General features: G+C 62.5%; 18 protein-coding genes. 12 read left to right on the top strand and 6 right to left on the bottom strand.

The genetic code is table 11. From position 1 onward, the window contains the following. Positions 1 to 181 precede the first annotated feature (181 nt). The 8 genes from JWP26_RS21295 to ychF all read left to right on the top strand — a co-directional run bounded on the left by JWP26_RS21295 (position 182) and on the right by ychF (position 7301). Positions 182 to 1114, top strand: a complete 933-nt coding sequence (locus tag JWP26_RS21295; protein ID WP_299732732.1) for a ribose-phosphate pyrophosphokinase — start codon at positions 182 to 184, stop codon at positions 1112 to 1114. 363 nt (positions 1115 to 1477) lie between these two features. Continuing rightward, positions 1478 to 1834: a YciI family protein gene (locus tag JWP26_RS21290; RefSeq protein ID WP_299732730.1), complete on the top strand. Its 357-nt coding sequence runs from the start codon at positions 1478 to 1480 to the stop codon at positions 1832 to 1834. An 84-nt stretch (positions 1835 to 1918) separates the two neighbouring features. After that, positions 1919 to 2266 carry a YciI family protein gene (locus tag JWP26_RS21285; RefSeq protein ID WP_299732728.1) on the top strand — a complete coding sequence of 116 codons (348 nt, stop codon included), beginning with the start codon at positions 1919 to 1921 and terminating at the stop codon, positions 2264 to 2266. Between the two features lie 95 nt (positions 2267 to 2361). Further along, positions 2362 to 2697 (top strand): YciI family protein, encoded by a 336-nt coding sequence (locus tag JWP26_RS21280; protein WP_299732726.1) that lies wholly within the window; start codon positions 2362 to 2364, stop codon positions 2695 to 2697. Between the two features lie 2 nt (positions 2698 to 2699). Then, positions 2700 to 3935 carry a DUF6596 domain-containing protein gene (locus JWP26_RS21275; RefSeq protein WP_299732723.1) on the top strand — a complete coding sequence of 412 codons (1236 nt, stop codon included), beginning with the start codon at positions 2700 to 2702 and terminating at the stop codon, positions 3933 to 3935. A 262-nt stretch (positions 3936 to 4197) separates the two neighbouring features. After that, positions 4198 to 4818, top strand: coding sequence for a 50S ribosomal protein L25/general stress protein Ctc (locus JWP26_RS21270; protein ID WP_299732720.1), 621 nt, complete (start codon positions 4198 to 4200; stop codon positions 4816 to 4818). Positions 4819 to 4889: 71 nt separating this feature from the next. Next, the gene (gene pth / locus JWP26_RS21265; RefSeq protein ID WP_299732717.1) at positions 4890 to 5597 is read left to right on the top strand and encodes an aminoacyl-tRNA hydrolase; all 708 of its coding nucleotides are present in this window, start codon (positions 4890 to 4892) and stop codon (positions 5595 to 5597) included. A 606-nt stretch (positions 5598 to 6203) separates the two neighbouring features. Further along, positions 6204 to 7301: a redox-regulated ATPase YchF gene (gene ychF / locus JWP26_RS21260; protein WP_299732714.1), complete on the top strand. Its 1098-nt coding sequence runs from the start codon at positions 6204 to 6206 to the stop codon at positions 7299 to 7301. An 18-nt stretch (positions 7302 to 7319) separates the two neighbouring features. On the opposite strand, the gene JWP26_RS21255 is transcribed toward ychF, so the two are convergent. Next, positions 7320 to 7580 (bottom strand): hypothetical protein, encoded by a 261-nt coding sequence (locus JWP26_RS21255; RefSeq protein ID WP_299732712.1) that lies wholly within the window; start codon positions 7578 to 7580, stop codon positions 7320 to 7322. Between the two features lie 227 nt (positions 7581 to 7807). On the opposite strand from JWP26_RS21255, the gene JWP26_RS21250 reads away from it, so the two are divergent. The 4 genes from JWP26_RS21250 to JWP26_RS21235 all read left to right on the top strand — a co-directional run bounded on the left by JWP26_RS21250 (position 7808) and on the right by JWP26_RS21235 (position 9771). Next, entirely contained in the window at positions 7808 to 8338 is a 531-nt protein-coding gene (locus JWP26_RS21250) for a MaoC family dehydratase (protein WP_299732709.1), read from the top strand. Next, the gene (locus JWP26_RS21245; protein ID WP_299732706.1) at positions 8335 to 8814 is read left to right on the top strand and encodes a MaoC/PaaZ C-terminal domain-containing protein; all 480 of its coding nucleotides are present in this window, start codon (positions 8335 to 8337) and stop codon (positions 8812 to 8814) included. Before JWP26_RS21250 ends, JWP26_RS21245 begins: the two co-directional genes overlap by 4 nt. Positions 8815 to 8926: 112 nt before the next feature. Next, positions 8927 to 9271, top strand: a complete 345-nt coding sequence (locus JWP26_RS21240; RefSeq protein ID WP_299732703.1) for a hypothetical protein — start codon at positions 8927 to 8929, stop codon at positions 9269 to 9271. 95 nt (positions 9272 to 9366) lie between these two features. After that, on the top strand, positions 9367 to 9771 hold the full coding sequence (locus JWP26_RS21235) for a GFA family protein (protein WP_299732700.1): 405 nt from the start codon (positions 9367 to 9369) through the stop codon (positions 9769 to 9771). A gap of 163 nt (positions 9772 to 9934) precedes the next feature. On the opposite strand, the gene JWP26_RS21230 is transcribed toward JWP26_RS21235, so the two are convergent. The 5 genes from JWP26_RS21230 to petA form a co-directional block, all read right to left on the bottom strand. Beyond that, positions 9935 to 10483, bottom strand: coding sequence for an adenine phosphoribosyltransferase (locus tag JWP26_RS21230; RefSeq protein WP_299732697.1), 549 nt, complete (start codon positions 10481 to 10483; stop codon positions 9935 to 9937). Between the two features lie 22 nt (positions 10484 to 10505). Then, positions 10506 to 10700 (bottom strand): hypothetical protein, encoded by a 195-nt coding sequence (locus tag JWP26_RS21225; RefSeq protein ID WP_299732694.1) that lies wholly within the window; start codon positions 10698 to 10700, stop codon positions 10506 to 10508. Between the two features lie 158 nt (positions 10701 to 10858). Beyond that, complete coding sequence (locus JWP26_RS21220) at positions 10859 to 11728, bottom strand: cytochrome c1 (protein WP_299732691.1); 870 nt, start codon at positions 11726 to 11728, stop codon at positions 10859 to 10861. A 17-nt stretch (positions 11729 to 11745) separates the two neighbouring features. Next, a complete protein-coding gene (locus JWP26_RS21215) occupies positions 11746 to 12996 on the bottom strand; it encodes a cytochrome b N-terminal domain-containing protein (protein WP_299732688.1) in 1251 nt (416 codons plus the stop codon). 11 nt (positions 12997 to 13007) lie between these two features. Beyond that, positions 13008 to 13532 (bottom strand): ubiquinol-cytochrome c reductase iron-sulfur subunit, encoded by a 525-nt coding sequence (gene petA, locus JWP26_RS21210; protein WP_299732685.1) that lies wholly within the window; start codon positions 13530 to 13532, stop codon positions 13008 to 13010. Positions 13533 to 13560: the final 28 nt, after the last annotated feature.

Raw genomic sequence — 13560 nt, 5'->3', positions numbered from 1 at the left:
GGCGCCGGTTTTCGGGAATGCCGATGCAAAAACAGCTGCTATGCGTTGGCTCTAGCCAATGCATAGGCCTTATTCACCTCTCATCCATTTGTCACATTGCGTACCCGCAACGCACGGGCTAAAGAACCCACGAAACTGGTAACTCCCGCTAAAGCGGGTGTTGTTGAGACAGGATCGTGCAATGAAGCTGGTCACAGGCAATTCCAACCGTGCCCTCGCCGAATCCGTCGCCAGTTACCTGGAACTTCCGCTAACCGATTGTACGGTCAAGCGCTTCGCCGATAAGGAAATTTACGTCGAAGTCCACGAAAACGTCCGTGGCGAGGATGTATTCATCCTGCAATCGACCAGCTTCCCGGCCAATGACAACCTGATGGAATTGCTGATCCTGACCGATGCGTTGCGCCGCTCGTCAGCCCGCCGCATCACCGCCGTGCTGCCCTATTTTGGCTATGCACGGCAGGACCGCAAATCGGTCTCGCGCACGCCCATCTCCGCCAAGCTCGTGTCCAATCTGATCACCGAAGCCGGCGTCAACCGCGTCATCACGCTGGACCTGCATGCGGCCCAAATCCAGGGCTTCTTCGATATCCCCACCGACAATCTCTATTCCGCCCCGGTGATGGTCCGCGATATCAAGGATAATTACGATAACGCCAACGTCATGATCGTCTCGCCCGACGTCGGCGGCGTGGCCCGCGCGCGCGCCACCGCGCAGCGCATCGGCGCCGATCTGGCCATCGTCGACAAGCGCCGCCCGCGCGCCGGCGTCTCCGAGGTGATGAACATCATCGGCGACGTCTCGGGTAAGCACTGCATTCTGATCGACGACATCGTCGATAGCGGCGGCACGCTGATCAACGCTGCCGAAGCCCTGCTCAAGGCCGGCGCGCTCGAAGTGTCCGCCTACATCACCCATGGCGTGCTCTCCAACGGCGCTGCCGAAAGGATCGCCGCATCCAAGCTCAAGGAGCTGGTGATCACCGACTCGATCGAGGAAACCGATCTGGTCCAGACCGCCCACAACATCCGCCGCATCTCCATCGCACCTTTGATCGGCGAAGCCATCGCGCGGACCGCCAGCGAGCAGAGCGTATCCAGCCTGCTGGACTAAACCGCTGCAGAAACGCTGGTTATTCCCCCCCTACGGCGCCATTCCCGCGAAAGCGGGAACCCATTCTTCCCGCCACGCCCTCGTGGTTCGAGGCTCGCTTCGCTCCCACCTCACCATGAGGGATACTGAAGCAGCGCAATTCTATCAGCAACCCTCATGGTGAGGTGCGAGTACTTCACGAGCCTCTAACCACGAGGGCGTGCCACAAAATCCCCGCCATTCGAGCACAGCTCTCATGGCCTTCTCACCTAAGTTTCTGCCACTGGCAGAAACTTGCCTGCGGCCGGCTCGAAGTGTCGAAATCAGCCTTCCTCGCGCGACATTGTCATGCCCCTCTATGCCGGGTCACGAAAGGAACGCACCATGAAATATCTGCTGATGCTCTATGCCGACGAGAAGGCCGGTGCGCAGATTCCGCCAGCCGAAATGAACAAGTTCATGGACACGATGTACGCCTATGAGGCAGCACTGACCAAGGCCGGCGTCTTCGTCTCCACCGCGCCACTCCGGCCAACCACAGCCGCCAAGACCATCAATATCGAGCACGGCGAGCTCAAGGTCCATGACGGCCCCTATGCCGAGACCAAGGAGCAGTTCGGCGGCTATTACATTATCGATTGCCCCGACATGGACGCCGCGGTGTCCTGGGCCGCCCAATGCCCCGCCGCCACCTGGGGCAAAATCGAAATCCGCCCCTACACCGAATATTCGCGCGAATAATTCCGACCCCGGTCGAAATGGTCATCGCCTTCCCGACATTGCAGTATCGGAGCATGATGCTCCGGCTTTCACGGGAGAACGACGATGCAATACATGCTTTTGATCCACGGCGACGAAGTCAAGATGAACGCGGCCACGCCCGCCGGCGCCAGCATGAGCCCCGATTACGCAGCCTTTAACGAAGCCATGGGCAAGGCCGGCGTCATCATCGGCGGCGAGCGCCTGCGCCCGACCACCGAAGCCGTCAGCGTCCGCGTTGCCGGCGACAAGACCGAAGTGCTCGATGGCCCCTATGCCGAGACCAAGGAACAGCTCGGCGGCTATTACGTGATCGATGTGCCGGACATGGACCAGGCCATCGCTTGGGCCGCCCGCTGCCCCGCCGCCCGCAACGGCACCATCGAGGTCCGCCCGGTCTGGCCGACCCGCTGAAAATTTCGACACAATAAAAAGTCGAAAAAGCGCCACTCGCCCCGACATCACCATGTCGGGGCATGGTGCCCCGGAGAAAAACCGAGAGACCCAACATGCGCTACATGTGCCTGATCCATCACGACGAAGCCGCCCTTGCCGCCGCCCCGCCCTCGCTCTGGGGTGAGTATGCCGCCTTCAACGAAGCCATGGCCAAGGCCGGCATGACCTCCGGCGAGGGCCTTGAGCCTTCGAGCAAAGCGACCAGCGTCCGCGTCAACGCCGGCAAGAAGACCGTCATCGACGGCCCCTATGCCGACACCAAGGAGCAGTTCGCCGGCTATTTCATCGTCGATGTGCCCGACCTCGACGCGGCCCTCGATTGGGCTGCCCGTTGCCCCAGCGCCCAATATGGCACTGTCGAAGTGCGCCCGATCAAGGCCTGGAAATAGGCATGAGCCGCGACGAGGCCAGCCAGACCGCCGAACGGGTCGCCCGCGAAAGCTACGGCCGCCTCGTCGCCTATCTCGCCGCCCGCACCCGCGATGTTGCGGGTGCCGAAGACGCGCTGGCCGAGGCCTTCGCCACGGCCCTGCGCATGTGGCCCGCCGAGGGCGTGCCGCAAAACCCCGATGCCTGGCTGCTCACGGTCGCCCGCCGCCGCCAGACCGATGCGGCACGGCGCCGCCACACACGAACCGCCGGGGAGGCGCATCTGCAGCTCATGGCCGACGAAATCGACGACGCCGCCCAAAACCCCGATGAGATCCCCGATCGCCGCCTGGCGCTGATGTTCGCCTGCGCCCATCCAGCCATCGAACGCGGCATGCGCGCCCCGCTGATCCTGCAGACCATCCTTGGCCTCACCGCTCAGGATATAGCGTCCGCCTTCCTGATTTCCCCCGCCACCATGGGCCAGCGCCTGGTGCGCGCCAAGGGCCGCATCAAGGATGCCGGCATTCCTTTCAACATCCCCGACCGCGAGGCCCTGCCCGAACGGCTCGATGCCGTACTCGAAGCCATCTATGCCGCCTATGCCAAGGGCTGGGGCGAAATTGATGGCGCGGGCGCCCCGCTGGCCGAAGAAGCCATCTGGCTGGGCCGCCTCGTGGTCTCCCTGCTGCCCACCGAGCCTGAGGCCAAGGGCATGCTGGCCCTCATGCTCTATGCCGAAGCCCGTCGCGCCGCTCGCCGCGACCCCAACGGCGCCTATGTGCCGCTCGACCAGCAAAACACCGCCCACTGGGACGATTGGCAGATCGACATGGCCGAAACCCTGCTGCGCGAGGCCAACGCCGCCGGCCCAAGCGGGCGCTACCAGATCGAAGCCGCCATCCAGTCTGCCCATGTCGCCCGTCGCCGCGCCGGCGCTCCCACCTGGCCCGCCATCGCCGCGCTTTACGACCACCTCTATGGGTTGACCCAATCCCCCGTGGTCGCCCTCAACCGCGCCGCCGCCTACGCGGAACTGGAAGGCCCCGACGCCGCCCTGGCCCTTCTCGACACCCTCGCCGCCGACAAGCGCATGGCCGACTACCAACCCTACTGGGCCGCCCGCGGCCACCTGGCCGCCCGCGCCGGCCGCAAGGACGACGCCCACGAGGCGCTGATCCTGGCCATAGGCCTCTCGTCTGACGAAGCCGTGCGGCAATACCTTTACAAGCAGTTGGAAGCTCTGCGGGATGGCTAGGGCTTCACCTCTCCCTTCGGGGGAGAGGTCGACCCTCTGGGGTCGGGTGAGGGGGCCTTTACTGGGTGACGCGCTTAGGAAGGCCCCCTCACCCGGCGCTGCGCGCCGACCTCTCCCCCGAAGGGAGAGGTGAAGCAGACCAATCCCTTGCCCCACCTCGGCGATTAGGCTATAGCCCGCGCCATGAAGCGCTCGTCACCCCTGGAGGACGGGCGCGTATGCTGTTGTAGTGACGCATACACCAACCAGAATGGATTTTTCCATGGCTGCGACCAAAGAGCTTAAGGCTCAGGCGCGTGAGGGAGTGGGCAAGGGGGCCGCTCGCGAACTGCGTCGTCAGGGACTCGTTCCCGCTGTTATCTACGGTGACAAGAAGCCCCCCGTCACCATCTCGATCGCCTACAAAGACGCGATGAAGTACATCTATGCCGGTGGCTTTTTGTCCCACGTCATCGAACTCGATGTCGATGGCACCAAGCACTCGGTCATTCCGCGCGACTACCAGCTTGATCCGGTTAAAGATTTCGCCATCCACGTGGATTTCCTCCGCGTCGGCAAGGGCACCAAGCTGAACGTGCAGGTGCATGTGAACTTCATCAACGAAGAAGCCAGCCCCGGCATCAAGCGCGGCGGTACGCTCAACGTTGTCCACCACACGCTCGATCTGACCGTCAATGCCGACAATATCCCCGAAGAGATCACCGTCGATCTGACGGGCCTGGATATTGGCGACACCATCCACCTGTCCTCGATCAAGCTGCCGGCCGGCGTCACCGACCACAGCCATGAAGAAGACGTCACCATCGCGACCATCGTTGCCCCTTCGGCACTGAAGTCGACTGAAGGCGGCGAAGCTGAAGCCGAAGCGACCCCAGCCGCTTAATCGGCTCGTATCGTTTTGCTATTGCATCGAGGCGGCCTTAGGGTCGCCTCGTCTGTTTTGGGAAGCCGCAAATGAAACTGCTCGTTGGCCTCGGCAACGCTGGCGATCAATATCGCAACAACCGCCACAATATCGGCTTCATGGCCGCCGACGCGATCCATCGCGAATATGGTTTTGGCCCGTGGCGGAGCAAGCATGCTGGACTTCTTGCTGAAGGCCAGATCGGCGGCGAGCGCGTATTGCTGCTCAAGCCGCAGACGATGATGAATCTGTCGGGCAGCAGCGTCCAGCAGGTCGCCCAATTCTACAAAATCGCCCCCAGCGACGTCACCGTGCTTTATGACGAACTGGACCTCGTCCCCGGCAAGGTGCGCGTCAAGATTGGCGGCGGCAATGGCGGCCATAACGGCCTGCGCTCGATCGATCCGCAGCTCGGCACCGACTATCGCCGCGTGCGCCTCGGCATCGGCCATCCCGGCGCCAAGGAAATGGTCATCCACCATGTTCTCGGCGATTTCGCCAAATCCGACCAGCTCTGGCTCTCTCCCCTGCTCGACGCCATCGCCAAACACGCCGGCATGCTTCTCTCGGGCGACGACAACGGCTTCATGAACAAGATCGCCCTGGCCACCAAAGCCAGTGACGAGCCCGCTCCGGAAAAGTCCGCCCCCAAAGCGCAAAGCCATATCAGGCAAGCCCGCGAGCCCAAGCCGCAGGCAGCCGTGCCCGAAACCGGCCCCATGGCCGCTATGCTCAAGAAGCTGTTCAAGGGCGACTAACGCGGCGCCACTGCACCCGCCGGGCACTACGTCACCCCACCCATTGCTTTGCTGTAGCACAACGCCTCCCCACCCACGGTGTCACCCCGGCGCAGGCCGGGGCCTAGCCCGAGATGGAGCGCCAGCCGCAAGGTGGTTGTGTTATCCGTCGATCTGGCGGTGCAATCCACGATCGCAGGATGGGCTCCGGCCTGCGCCGGGGTGACACCGAGAATGGGGGACGCCTTTGTGCCTCTTACCCAACTAATCCCCACCCCAAATTCCTGCGCTATCCTCCCCACGATATCTCCACATCGGCTGCGGGTTCGCGACGAACGGCCGTGGGGAGTTTGGTGGGAGGGGGCGCGGTCGCGCGATCCCTGGGCCAGCGCGACGTTCGTCATCTCACTTCAAAAGGGATGGCCACGTTCGGACGGCCAGAAACCCCATCGCATGCGGCGAGGCGCTGTCTCGCTTATCTACAAAACCATGAGGCACGTCTCGCCGCATGCCGCAGCCTACCCGCCAACCGCAGGGCTCCCACCCATGCGGCGTCAAACCACGCCCGCGCATTGACTTATCCGCGCATTCCAACCATGTGGAGGCCAACACAATCCGGAGTTTCCCATGGGTTTCAAGATGGGCATTGTCGGCCTGCCGAATGTCGGCAAGTCGACCCTTTTCAATGCGGTCACCCGCACCGCCGCAGCGGCCGCGGCGAATTTCCCGTTCTGCACCATCGAGCCCAATGTCGGCGACGTTCCGGTGCCCGATAACCGTCTGCAAAAGCTGGCCGCCATCGGCAAATCGGTGAACATCCTGCCCGCGCGCATGAGCTTCGTCGATATCGCCGGCCTGGTGAAGGGCGCGTCCAAGGGCGAAGGCCTGGGCAACCAGTTCCTCGCCAATATCCGCGAATGCGACGCCATCGCCTACGTTCTGCGCTGCTTTGAGGATGGCAACATCATCCACGTCGCCAACAAGGTCGATCCTTTGGCCGATGCCGAAGTGGTTGAAACCGAGCTGATGCTCGCCGATCTTGAGAGCCTGGAAAAGCGCTACAAGGGCCTGGAGAAAAAGGCCCAGCAGGGCGACAAGGAAGCCAAGCTCACGCTCGAGCTGGTTGAAAAGGCGCTGGTGCTGCTGCGCGAGGGCAAGTCTGCCCGCTTCGTCAAGCGCCTGCCCGAGGAAGAAAAAGCCTTCCAGGAATTGCAGCTGCTGACCTCCAAGCCGGCGCTCTATGTCTGCAATGTCGATGAAGCCTCCGCTGAAAACGGCAATGCCATGAGCAAGCTGGTCGAAGACTACGCCCACAAGCACGATGCCGGCGTCGTCATCATCTCGGCCGAAATCGAGAGCCAGCTCGCTCAGCTCCCCGACGCCGATCAGGCCGAATATCTGGAATCGCTGGGCCTGCATGAAGCCGGCCTAAACCGGCTGATCCGCGAGGCCTATGCGCTCTTGGGCCTGCAGACCTATTTCACGGTCGGCCCGAAGGAAACCCGCGCCTGGACCATCCACAAGGGCGACAAGGCCCCGGCCGCCGCCGGCGTCATCCACTCCGATTTCGAACGCGGCTTCATCCGCGCCCAAACCATCGCCTATGACGACTACGTCACCCTGGGCGGCGAAGTCCCCGCCAAGGAAGCCGGCAAGGCCCGCGACGAAGGCAAGGAATACGTCGTCAAGGACGGCGACGTCATGCTGTTCAAGTTCAACACGTAAGGTCGAGCGCGGGGCGGCTTACTGCACGAGGTCGCCCCACTCCTCCCTCCACAGCGCATCGTCTTCGAGCCAGACGAACACGCCGAGCAGATCGTGTTGCGCCCGCAAGAGCCCGGCGCGAAACAGGGTCAAATCCGGATCATCGGGGACCGAGGAGGTCTCCTCGTTAGGGGCCGACACATAGGCCATCGGCAGCTCTGCTTCCCACCAGATCCGCACCATGGCACCCCATTCCGGCGCCTCCGAAATCTGGTTCACGCGATAGTAGACTTCCCGCATGGCGACACCATTTGTTGACCATACCAGCCTCCGCAGAAGGTCCTAATCTGCCGCCACTATCTGTGTCAGCACTTCACCCAATGGCAGACTTATCCTCGCCGGTTCGTTCCGCGCTACAATGCCACCTGTGCTAGACCAGTATCCGCATGGTGGCCCCAGCGTCACTGCCACCAGCTTGCCCCTTCTCCCCAAACATGGCATATCCGGTTGACGTATAGGTAACCCTGATGCCCAATTCGATAACCGCTAATCGCCGCCATTACGAAGACCTCGCCGTTGGCGAAGTGATCGATCTCGCGCCGACCACTGTCACCAAACAGATGATCTTCGACTTCGCGCGCGAGTTCGATCCCTTGCCCTTCCATCTCGATGAAGCGGCCGCCAAGACCTCATTGCTGCGCGGGCTGGCCTCCAGCGGCTGGCAAACGCTGGGCCTGACGCTGGCCCGGCTGAGCGCGAGCTTTCTCAATTCCATCGCCTCCGAAGGCGGGCTCGGTTTCACCGATCTCAAGTGGAAGCGGCCGACCATGGTCGACGACACCATTTCGGGCACGGCGACCATTTCAGCCTTGCGCCGCAGCAAGTCGCGGCCGGGCAGCGGGATCGTCACCATCGATCTCGACGTGCGCAACCAGCGCGGCGAAAGCATCATGACCATGACGCTCGCCAACCTGATCGCGGTGCGTCACCCCGAGGCCGTGCCGATGCACGAAATTCCCTATGACCGCCCCTCCGGCCACGAAGGAGCCAAGTCATGACCCGCTGGTTCGAGGACATCAACGAAGGCGAGGTCTTCCCGCTGGGCGACCACACCTTCACTAGGGACGCGATCATCGCCTACGCGAAAATCTACGATCCGCAGTATTTACACATCGACCCGGAAGCCGCCAAGCTGGGGCCCTTTGGCGGTCTCGTTGCGTCCGGCGCGCAGACGGCCATGGTGGGACAGCGGCTGATGGTGGACGCCCTGTTCGCCGAAGCAGATCGGCTGCGCGCCGCGGGCCAGGAGCCCGGTGTCGGCGGGCCATCCCCCGGCGGCGAGAAAATCGAGTTCAAGGCGCCTGTGCGGCCCGGCGACACGCTCACCTATAGCCTGACCACGCTGGGCAAACGCGTTTCCAATTCGATTCCCGGCTGGGGCGTGTTGAGCAACGAAATCACCGCCATCAACCAGCAGGGGGAGCTGGTGTACCGCGCCGTTTTCGCCAGCTTCCTCAAGCTGCGCGGAGCGTAGCCGAATGCCTTGCAGGCTTTTTTGCTTCCCCGCGCGACAAAAAACGCGATTGCATCACCGCGATCACGCTCGCCCCTTGAAAGCGCCGCACAGCCCCTGCACTCTCTGGCCCATGCGCCGAATCGCCCTGACCATCACCGCCGCCGCTCTTCTGGCCACTCCAGCCTATGCCCAAAGCTATGTGGGCAATTGGGGTTGCCGTGACTCCACCACCAACCATGCCGGCGTGCTGACCATCTATGGCGATGTCTATGGCTTCGCCTCCGCCACCTTCGGCGATACCGCTTCGGGCACCGGCACTGTTTCCGGCTACCAGGATGGCGTCGGCTTTACCGATGGCCCGCTCAAGACCGCCAAGGGCATCGAGGCCGGCCGTATCGTGCCCGACCCCAATGCGGGCGTGGCGCTGCAGCTCGAAACCAAAGACGCCATCGTCATGCTCTGCCTCGCTCATTGAGATGAGCTGCGGCTAGGCTTATCCTCGTCTTATGCTGCTGACTTATCCTGTCAGCACCGGATGGCACTCTTTGGGTGTCAACGAGGAGACCCGCCATGCCCCTGATCGCCACCTGCCATTGCGGCGCCACCAAGATCGAGCTACCGCATCCGCCCAGCCGGGCCGGCGAATGCAACTGCACGTTTTGCGGCCGCACCGGCGCGATCTGGGGCTATTACCAGCCGGGTGAAATGACCGTGCTGTCGGACAGCGAAGGCAAATTCTATTCCGCCAGCGACAACGGCAACGAACACCACTTCTGCGCCAATTGCGGCATGCAGACCTGGGGCGTTTCGCCCGATTGGGCCTCGCTGTACAACAATGACGGCACGCCCAAGGACCCCAACAATCCCAATGCCTTCCCCACCAAGCAAAGCTTCGCCGTCAACCTGCGGCTGATCGACGATTTCGACTGGTCGAGCGTGACGGTGGAAAAAATGGACGGCCGCAATAGCTGGTAGTTCTTCACCTCGCCCTCCGGGGAGAGGTCGACCCTCTTGGGTCGGGTTAGGGGGCCTTTTACTGGGTGAAGTGCGTGGGGAAGGCCCCCTCCTCACCCGGCGCTGCGCGCCGACCTCTCCCCCAAAGAGAGAGGTGAAGGGTCAATCGCGCTACTCGTGAACCTCAGTGCCCTTCAAAAGCGATCAGCGAGTGGATCGCGACGTTTTCGGCCCGCAGCTTGGCGGCGCCGCCGAGATCGGGCAGGTCGATGACGAAGGCGGCGTGATTAACCGAAGCGCCGGTGCGCCGCAACAGCCCCACTGCCGCAATAGCGGTGCCGCCGGTGGCAATCAAGTCGTCGACCAGCAGCACGACATCGCCCTTGTCGAGCACGTCGGCATGGATCTCGATAGTGTCGACGCCATATTCCAGCGCGTAGTTCTGCCCGATGGTCTCGCCGGGCAGCTTGCCCTTCTTGCGGATCGGCACAAAGCCAACGCCGAGCGCGATCGCCACGCCCGCGCCAAAGATGAAGCCGCGCGCCTCGATGCCGGCGACATGGGTCACGCCCAGCCCGCGATGGGCGGCGGCGATGCGCTCGATGCTTTCCTTGAACCCCTGCGGATGCTCGATCAGCGTGGTGATATCGCGGAACAATATCCCCTTCTTGGGATAGTCCGGTATCGTGCGCACAAGCGATTTCAGGTCGAGCTTGGAAGGGTCGAGCGACATGGCATGCCTGTGGTGAGAGAAATTAACGGGTGCGGCGGCCGATGAGGTGGCGGGCGATGACGCCGGCACCATAGGCCGCGTTACGGGTAGCGGTTATGGCCGTCTCGCGCGCCTGCGGATTGTTGACCACGGCATTCACCCCGGCCCGAACCACGGGGTGGCGGCTGGCGGTGATCGCGGCGCTGACGACGGTAACGGCGATGCGAATGGCGGACATGGCGGCTCCCCTCGACGCGCGGTGATTTGCTCAAGCAACATATTGCGGTCTTGGGCCACGATGGCAAGAGGGCAAAACCGCGTGATCGCACGGCGCAAGACAAAGGGCCCGCCAGGGGCCCTTTGAAATTCTTGGCAATGGAGCGGGCAATTGCGCCCTTAGTGCTCGATACCCTGCCAGATCTTGCGCTTGGTGGCGTACATCAGGCCGGCGAACAGCACGAGGAACAGCAGCACTTTGAAACCGGTTTCCTTGCGCGATACCAGACCCGGCTCGGCCATCCACATCATGAATGCGGACACGTCCTCGGAATACTGGTTCGTCGTCTCGGGAACCGTGACGCCGTCTTCGCCGGGCACATAGGTGACCTGACCGTCCGAAAGCGGCGGCGGCATGCTGATGGCGTGGCCGGGGAAGTAGTCGTTGTAATACTTGCCTTCCGGCAATGCGAACGGCGTGCCGTCGGCATTGTGCGGTGCGTTTTCCGGAACTTCCTCGTGATAGCCGTTCATCAGGGCGTGGATATAATCCGGGCCGCCTTCGGAATAGCCGGTGAAGTAGTTGGTGATCCACCAGGGGAAAGCGTCGGTGACGCCACGGGCCTTGGCCAGCACCGAGAAGTCCGGCGGCAGCGCGCCGCCATTGGCATCGCGGGCATCCTGGTCGGTGGCGAATGGCGACGGCCAACGGTCGGCCGCGACGCCCTTGCGAGTGCCGCCTTCGGCGGTCGCATCGGCGACATTGTACTCTGCCGCCAGCGCCTTGACCTGGCCTTCGGAGAAGTGGGGACCACCCTCCTCGGCCAGGGTGCGGAAGGCGATCAAACGTGCGCCATGGCAGTTGGAACAGACTTCGCGGAACACCTGGAAGCCGCGCTGCAGCTGGTTCTGGTCATAGGTTCCGAACAGGCCGCCGAAGCTCCAGCTCTGCTTTTCGATCTGGGGCCCGCCATGCTCCTGCGCAAAGGCGGGAGTGGCGAAGGCGGCGACAAGCGCGACGGCAGCGAGGATAGTCTTGGTCTTGAACATCGATACGATCCCGCCCATCACGCGTGTGCCTTTCCGAGCACGCTCTCCGAAATGCTGGCCGGCAGCGGCCGGGGCTTTTCGATGCGCGAGAGAACGGGCAGGACGATGATGAAGTGCGCGAAGTAGTAGGCCGTGCAGATCTTGGCCAGGATGACGTAAACGCCTTCCGCGGGTGCCGCGCCCAGATAGGCCAGCGCCAGGAAGTTGATCACGAACAGCCAATAGAACCACTTGAACATCGGCCGGAACGTGCCCGAACGAACCTTGGAGGTATCGAGCCAGGGCAGGAAGAACAGGATGACGATCGATCCGCCGAAGAAGATCACGCCGCCGAGCTGCGAGTTGATGAACAGGATGTTGAAGTCGATGGCGCGCAGGATCGCGTAGAACGGCAGGAAGTACCATTCGGGCACGATATGGGCGGGCGTCACCTGGCTATTGGCCATGACGTAGTTATCGGGATGGCCCAGGATATCGGGCGCGAAGAACACGAACCAGGCAAACGGGATCGCGAACAGTACCACGCCGTAGAGATCCTTCATCGTGTAATACGGATGGAAGGGCACGGTATCGCGGCTCGACTTCACGTCGACGCCGATCGGATTGTTGTTGCCGGGCACATGCAGCGCCCAAATGTGCAGCACGACGACCGCGGCGATCACGAACGGCAGCAGGTAATGCAGCGAGAAGAAGCGGTTGAGCGTCGGATTGCCCACCGAAAAACCGCCGCGCAGCAGTTCCAGGATCGGATTGCCCAGCACCGGGATGGCGCCGAAGATGTTGGTGATCACGGTGGCGGCCCAGAAGCTCATCTGGCCCCATGGCAGCACGTAACCCATGAAGGCGGTTGCCATCATCAGCACGAAGATCAGCACGCCCAGGATCCACAGGATTTCGCGGGGCGCCTTGTAGGAGCCGAAATACATGCCGCGGAAAATGTGGACATAGACGGCGGCGAAGAACATCGAGGCGCCAACCGAGTGGACGGCCTGGATGATGCGGCCGCCATTGACGTCGCGCTTGATGTGCTCGACCGAGTCGAACGCCATGGCGACATTAGGGGTGTAGTGCATGGCGAGGATGACGCCGGTAACGATCTGCACCACCAGCATGATCGCCAGGATCGCGCCGAAGGTCCACCAGTAGTTGAGGTTCTTGGGCGTCGGGAAGTCCATCAGGTGCTCTTTGGAGAACCTGATGATCGGCAGACGTTCATCGAGCCATTTCTCGATGCCGGTCCCGGGCGTGTACGTCGAATGTTCTGACATCGGAGCCCCCATTAACCGATCTGGACCAGCGTATCGCTGATGAAGTCATAAGGCGGCAGCACCAGATTCTTGGGCGCCGGCCCTTTGCGGATACGGCCCGCAGTATCGTAGACCGAGCCGTGGCACGGGCAGAACCAGCCGTCATATTCACCCGACTCGCCCACCGGCACGCAGCCAAGGTGAGTACAGTTGGCGATCATGATCAGCCACTGTTCGTGGCCGGGCTTGGTGCGCTCTTCGTCCGTGGCAGGGTCCTTAAGGTCGCTCATCGGAACGGCCTTGGCCTCGTCGATTTCCTTCTGCGTGCGATGCCGCACGAAGACGGGAAGCCCGCGCCACAGGATGGTAACCGACTGACCCTCCTCAATCGCGGACAGATCAAATTCGATGCTGGCCAGCGCCAGCGTCGAAGCATCCGGATTCATTTGGTTGATCAATGGCCAGACCGTGGCAACGACGCCAACGCCCCCAACCGCGGCGGTAGCAACGAGGAGAAAGTCTCGCCGTGTCCCGTGATGTTCTGCTTGCGTAGCCAAGGTTACGATCCCCGTCCGATACACCTAA

The sequence above is a fragment of the Devosia sp. genome, assembly GCF_028290435.1.
Taxonomy (GTDB): domain Bacteria; phylum Pseudomonadota; class Alphaproteobacteria; order Rhizobiales; family Devosiaceae; genus Devosia.
This window is presented reverse-complemented; position numbering and strand designations above follow the sequence as displayed.

Bases quoted from the DNA above. Each gene is read 5' to 3' on its own strand.
- JWP26_RS21295 (WP_299732732.1), top strand. From the start codon at position 182: ATGAAGCTGGTCACAGGCAATTCCAACCGTGCCCTCGCCGAATCCGTC.
- JWP26_RS21290 (WP_299732730.1), top strand. From the start codon at position 1,478: ATGAAATATCTGCTGATGCTCTATGCCGACGAGAAGGCCGGTGCGCAG.
- JWP26_RS21285 (WP_299732728.1), top strand. From the start codon at position 1,919: ATGCAATACATGCTTTTGATCCACGGCGACGAAGTCAAGATGAACGCG.
- JWP26_RS21280 (WP_299732726.1), top strand. From the start codon at position 2,362: ATGCGCTACATGTGCCTGATCCATCACGACGAAGCCGCCCTTGCCGCC.
- JWP26_RS21275 (WP_299732723.1), top strand. From the start codon at position 2,700: ATGAGCCGCGACGAGGCCAGCCAGACCGCCGAACGGGTCGCCCGCGAA.
- JWP26_RS21270 (WP_299732720.1), top strand. From the start codon at position 4,198: ATGGCTGCGACCAAAGAGCTTAAGGCTCAGGCGCGTGAGGGAGTGGGC.
- pth (WP_299732717.1), top strand. From the start codon at position 4,890: ATGAAACTGCTCGTTGGCCTCGGCAACGCTGGCGATCAATATCGCAAC.
- ychF (WP_299732714.1), top strand. From the start codon at position 6,204: ATGGGTTTCAAGATGGGCATTGTCGGCCTGCCGAATGTCGGCAAGTCG.
- JWP26_RS21255 (WP_299732712.1), bottom strand. From the start codon at position 7,580: ATGCGGGAAGTCTACTATCGCGTGAACCAGATTTCGGAGGCGCCGGAA.
- JWP26_RS21250 (WP_299732709.1), top strand. From the start codon at position 7,808: ATGCCCAATTCGATAACCGCTAATCGCCGCCATTACGAAGACCTCGCC.
- JWP26_RS21245 (WP_299732706.1), top strand. From the start codon at position 8,335: ATGACCCGCTGGTTCGAGGACATCAACGAAGGCGAGGTCTTCCCGCTG.
- JWP26_RS21240 (WP_299732703.1), top strand. From the start codon at position 8,927: ATGCGCCGAATCGCCCTGACCATCACCGCCGCCGCTCTTCTGGCCACT.
- JWP26_RS21235 (WP_299732700.1), top strand. From the start codon at position 9,367: ATGCCCCTGATCGCCACCTGCCATTGCGGCGCCACCAAGATCGAGCTA.
- JWP26_RS21230 (WP_299732697.1), bottom strand. From the start codon at position 10,483: ATGTCGCTCGACCCTTCCAAGCTCGACCTGAAATCGCTTGTGCGCACG.
- JWP26_RS21225 (WP_299732694.1), bottom strand. From the start codon at position 10,700: ATGTCCGCCATTCGCATCGCCGTTACCGTCGTCAGCGCCGCGATCACC.
- JWP26_RS21220 (WP_299732691.1), bottom strand. From the start codon at position 11,728: ATGTTCAAGACCAAGACTATCCTCGCTGCCGTCGCGCTTGTCGCCGCC.
- JWP26_RS21215 (WP_299732688.1), bottom strand. From the start codon at position 12,996: ATGTCAGAACATTCGACGTACACGCCCGGGACCGGCATCGAGAAATGG.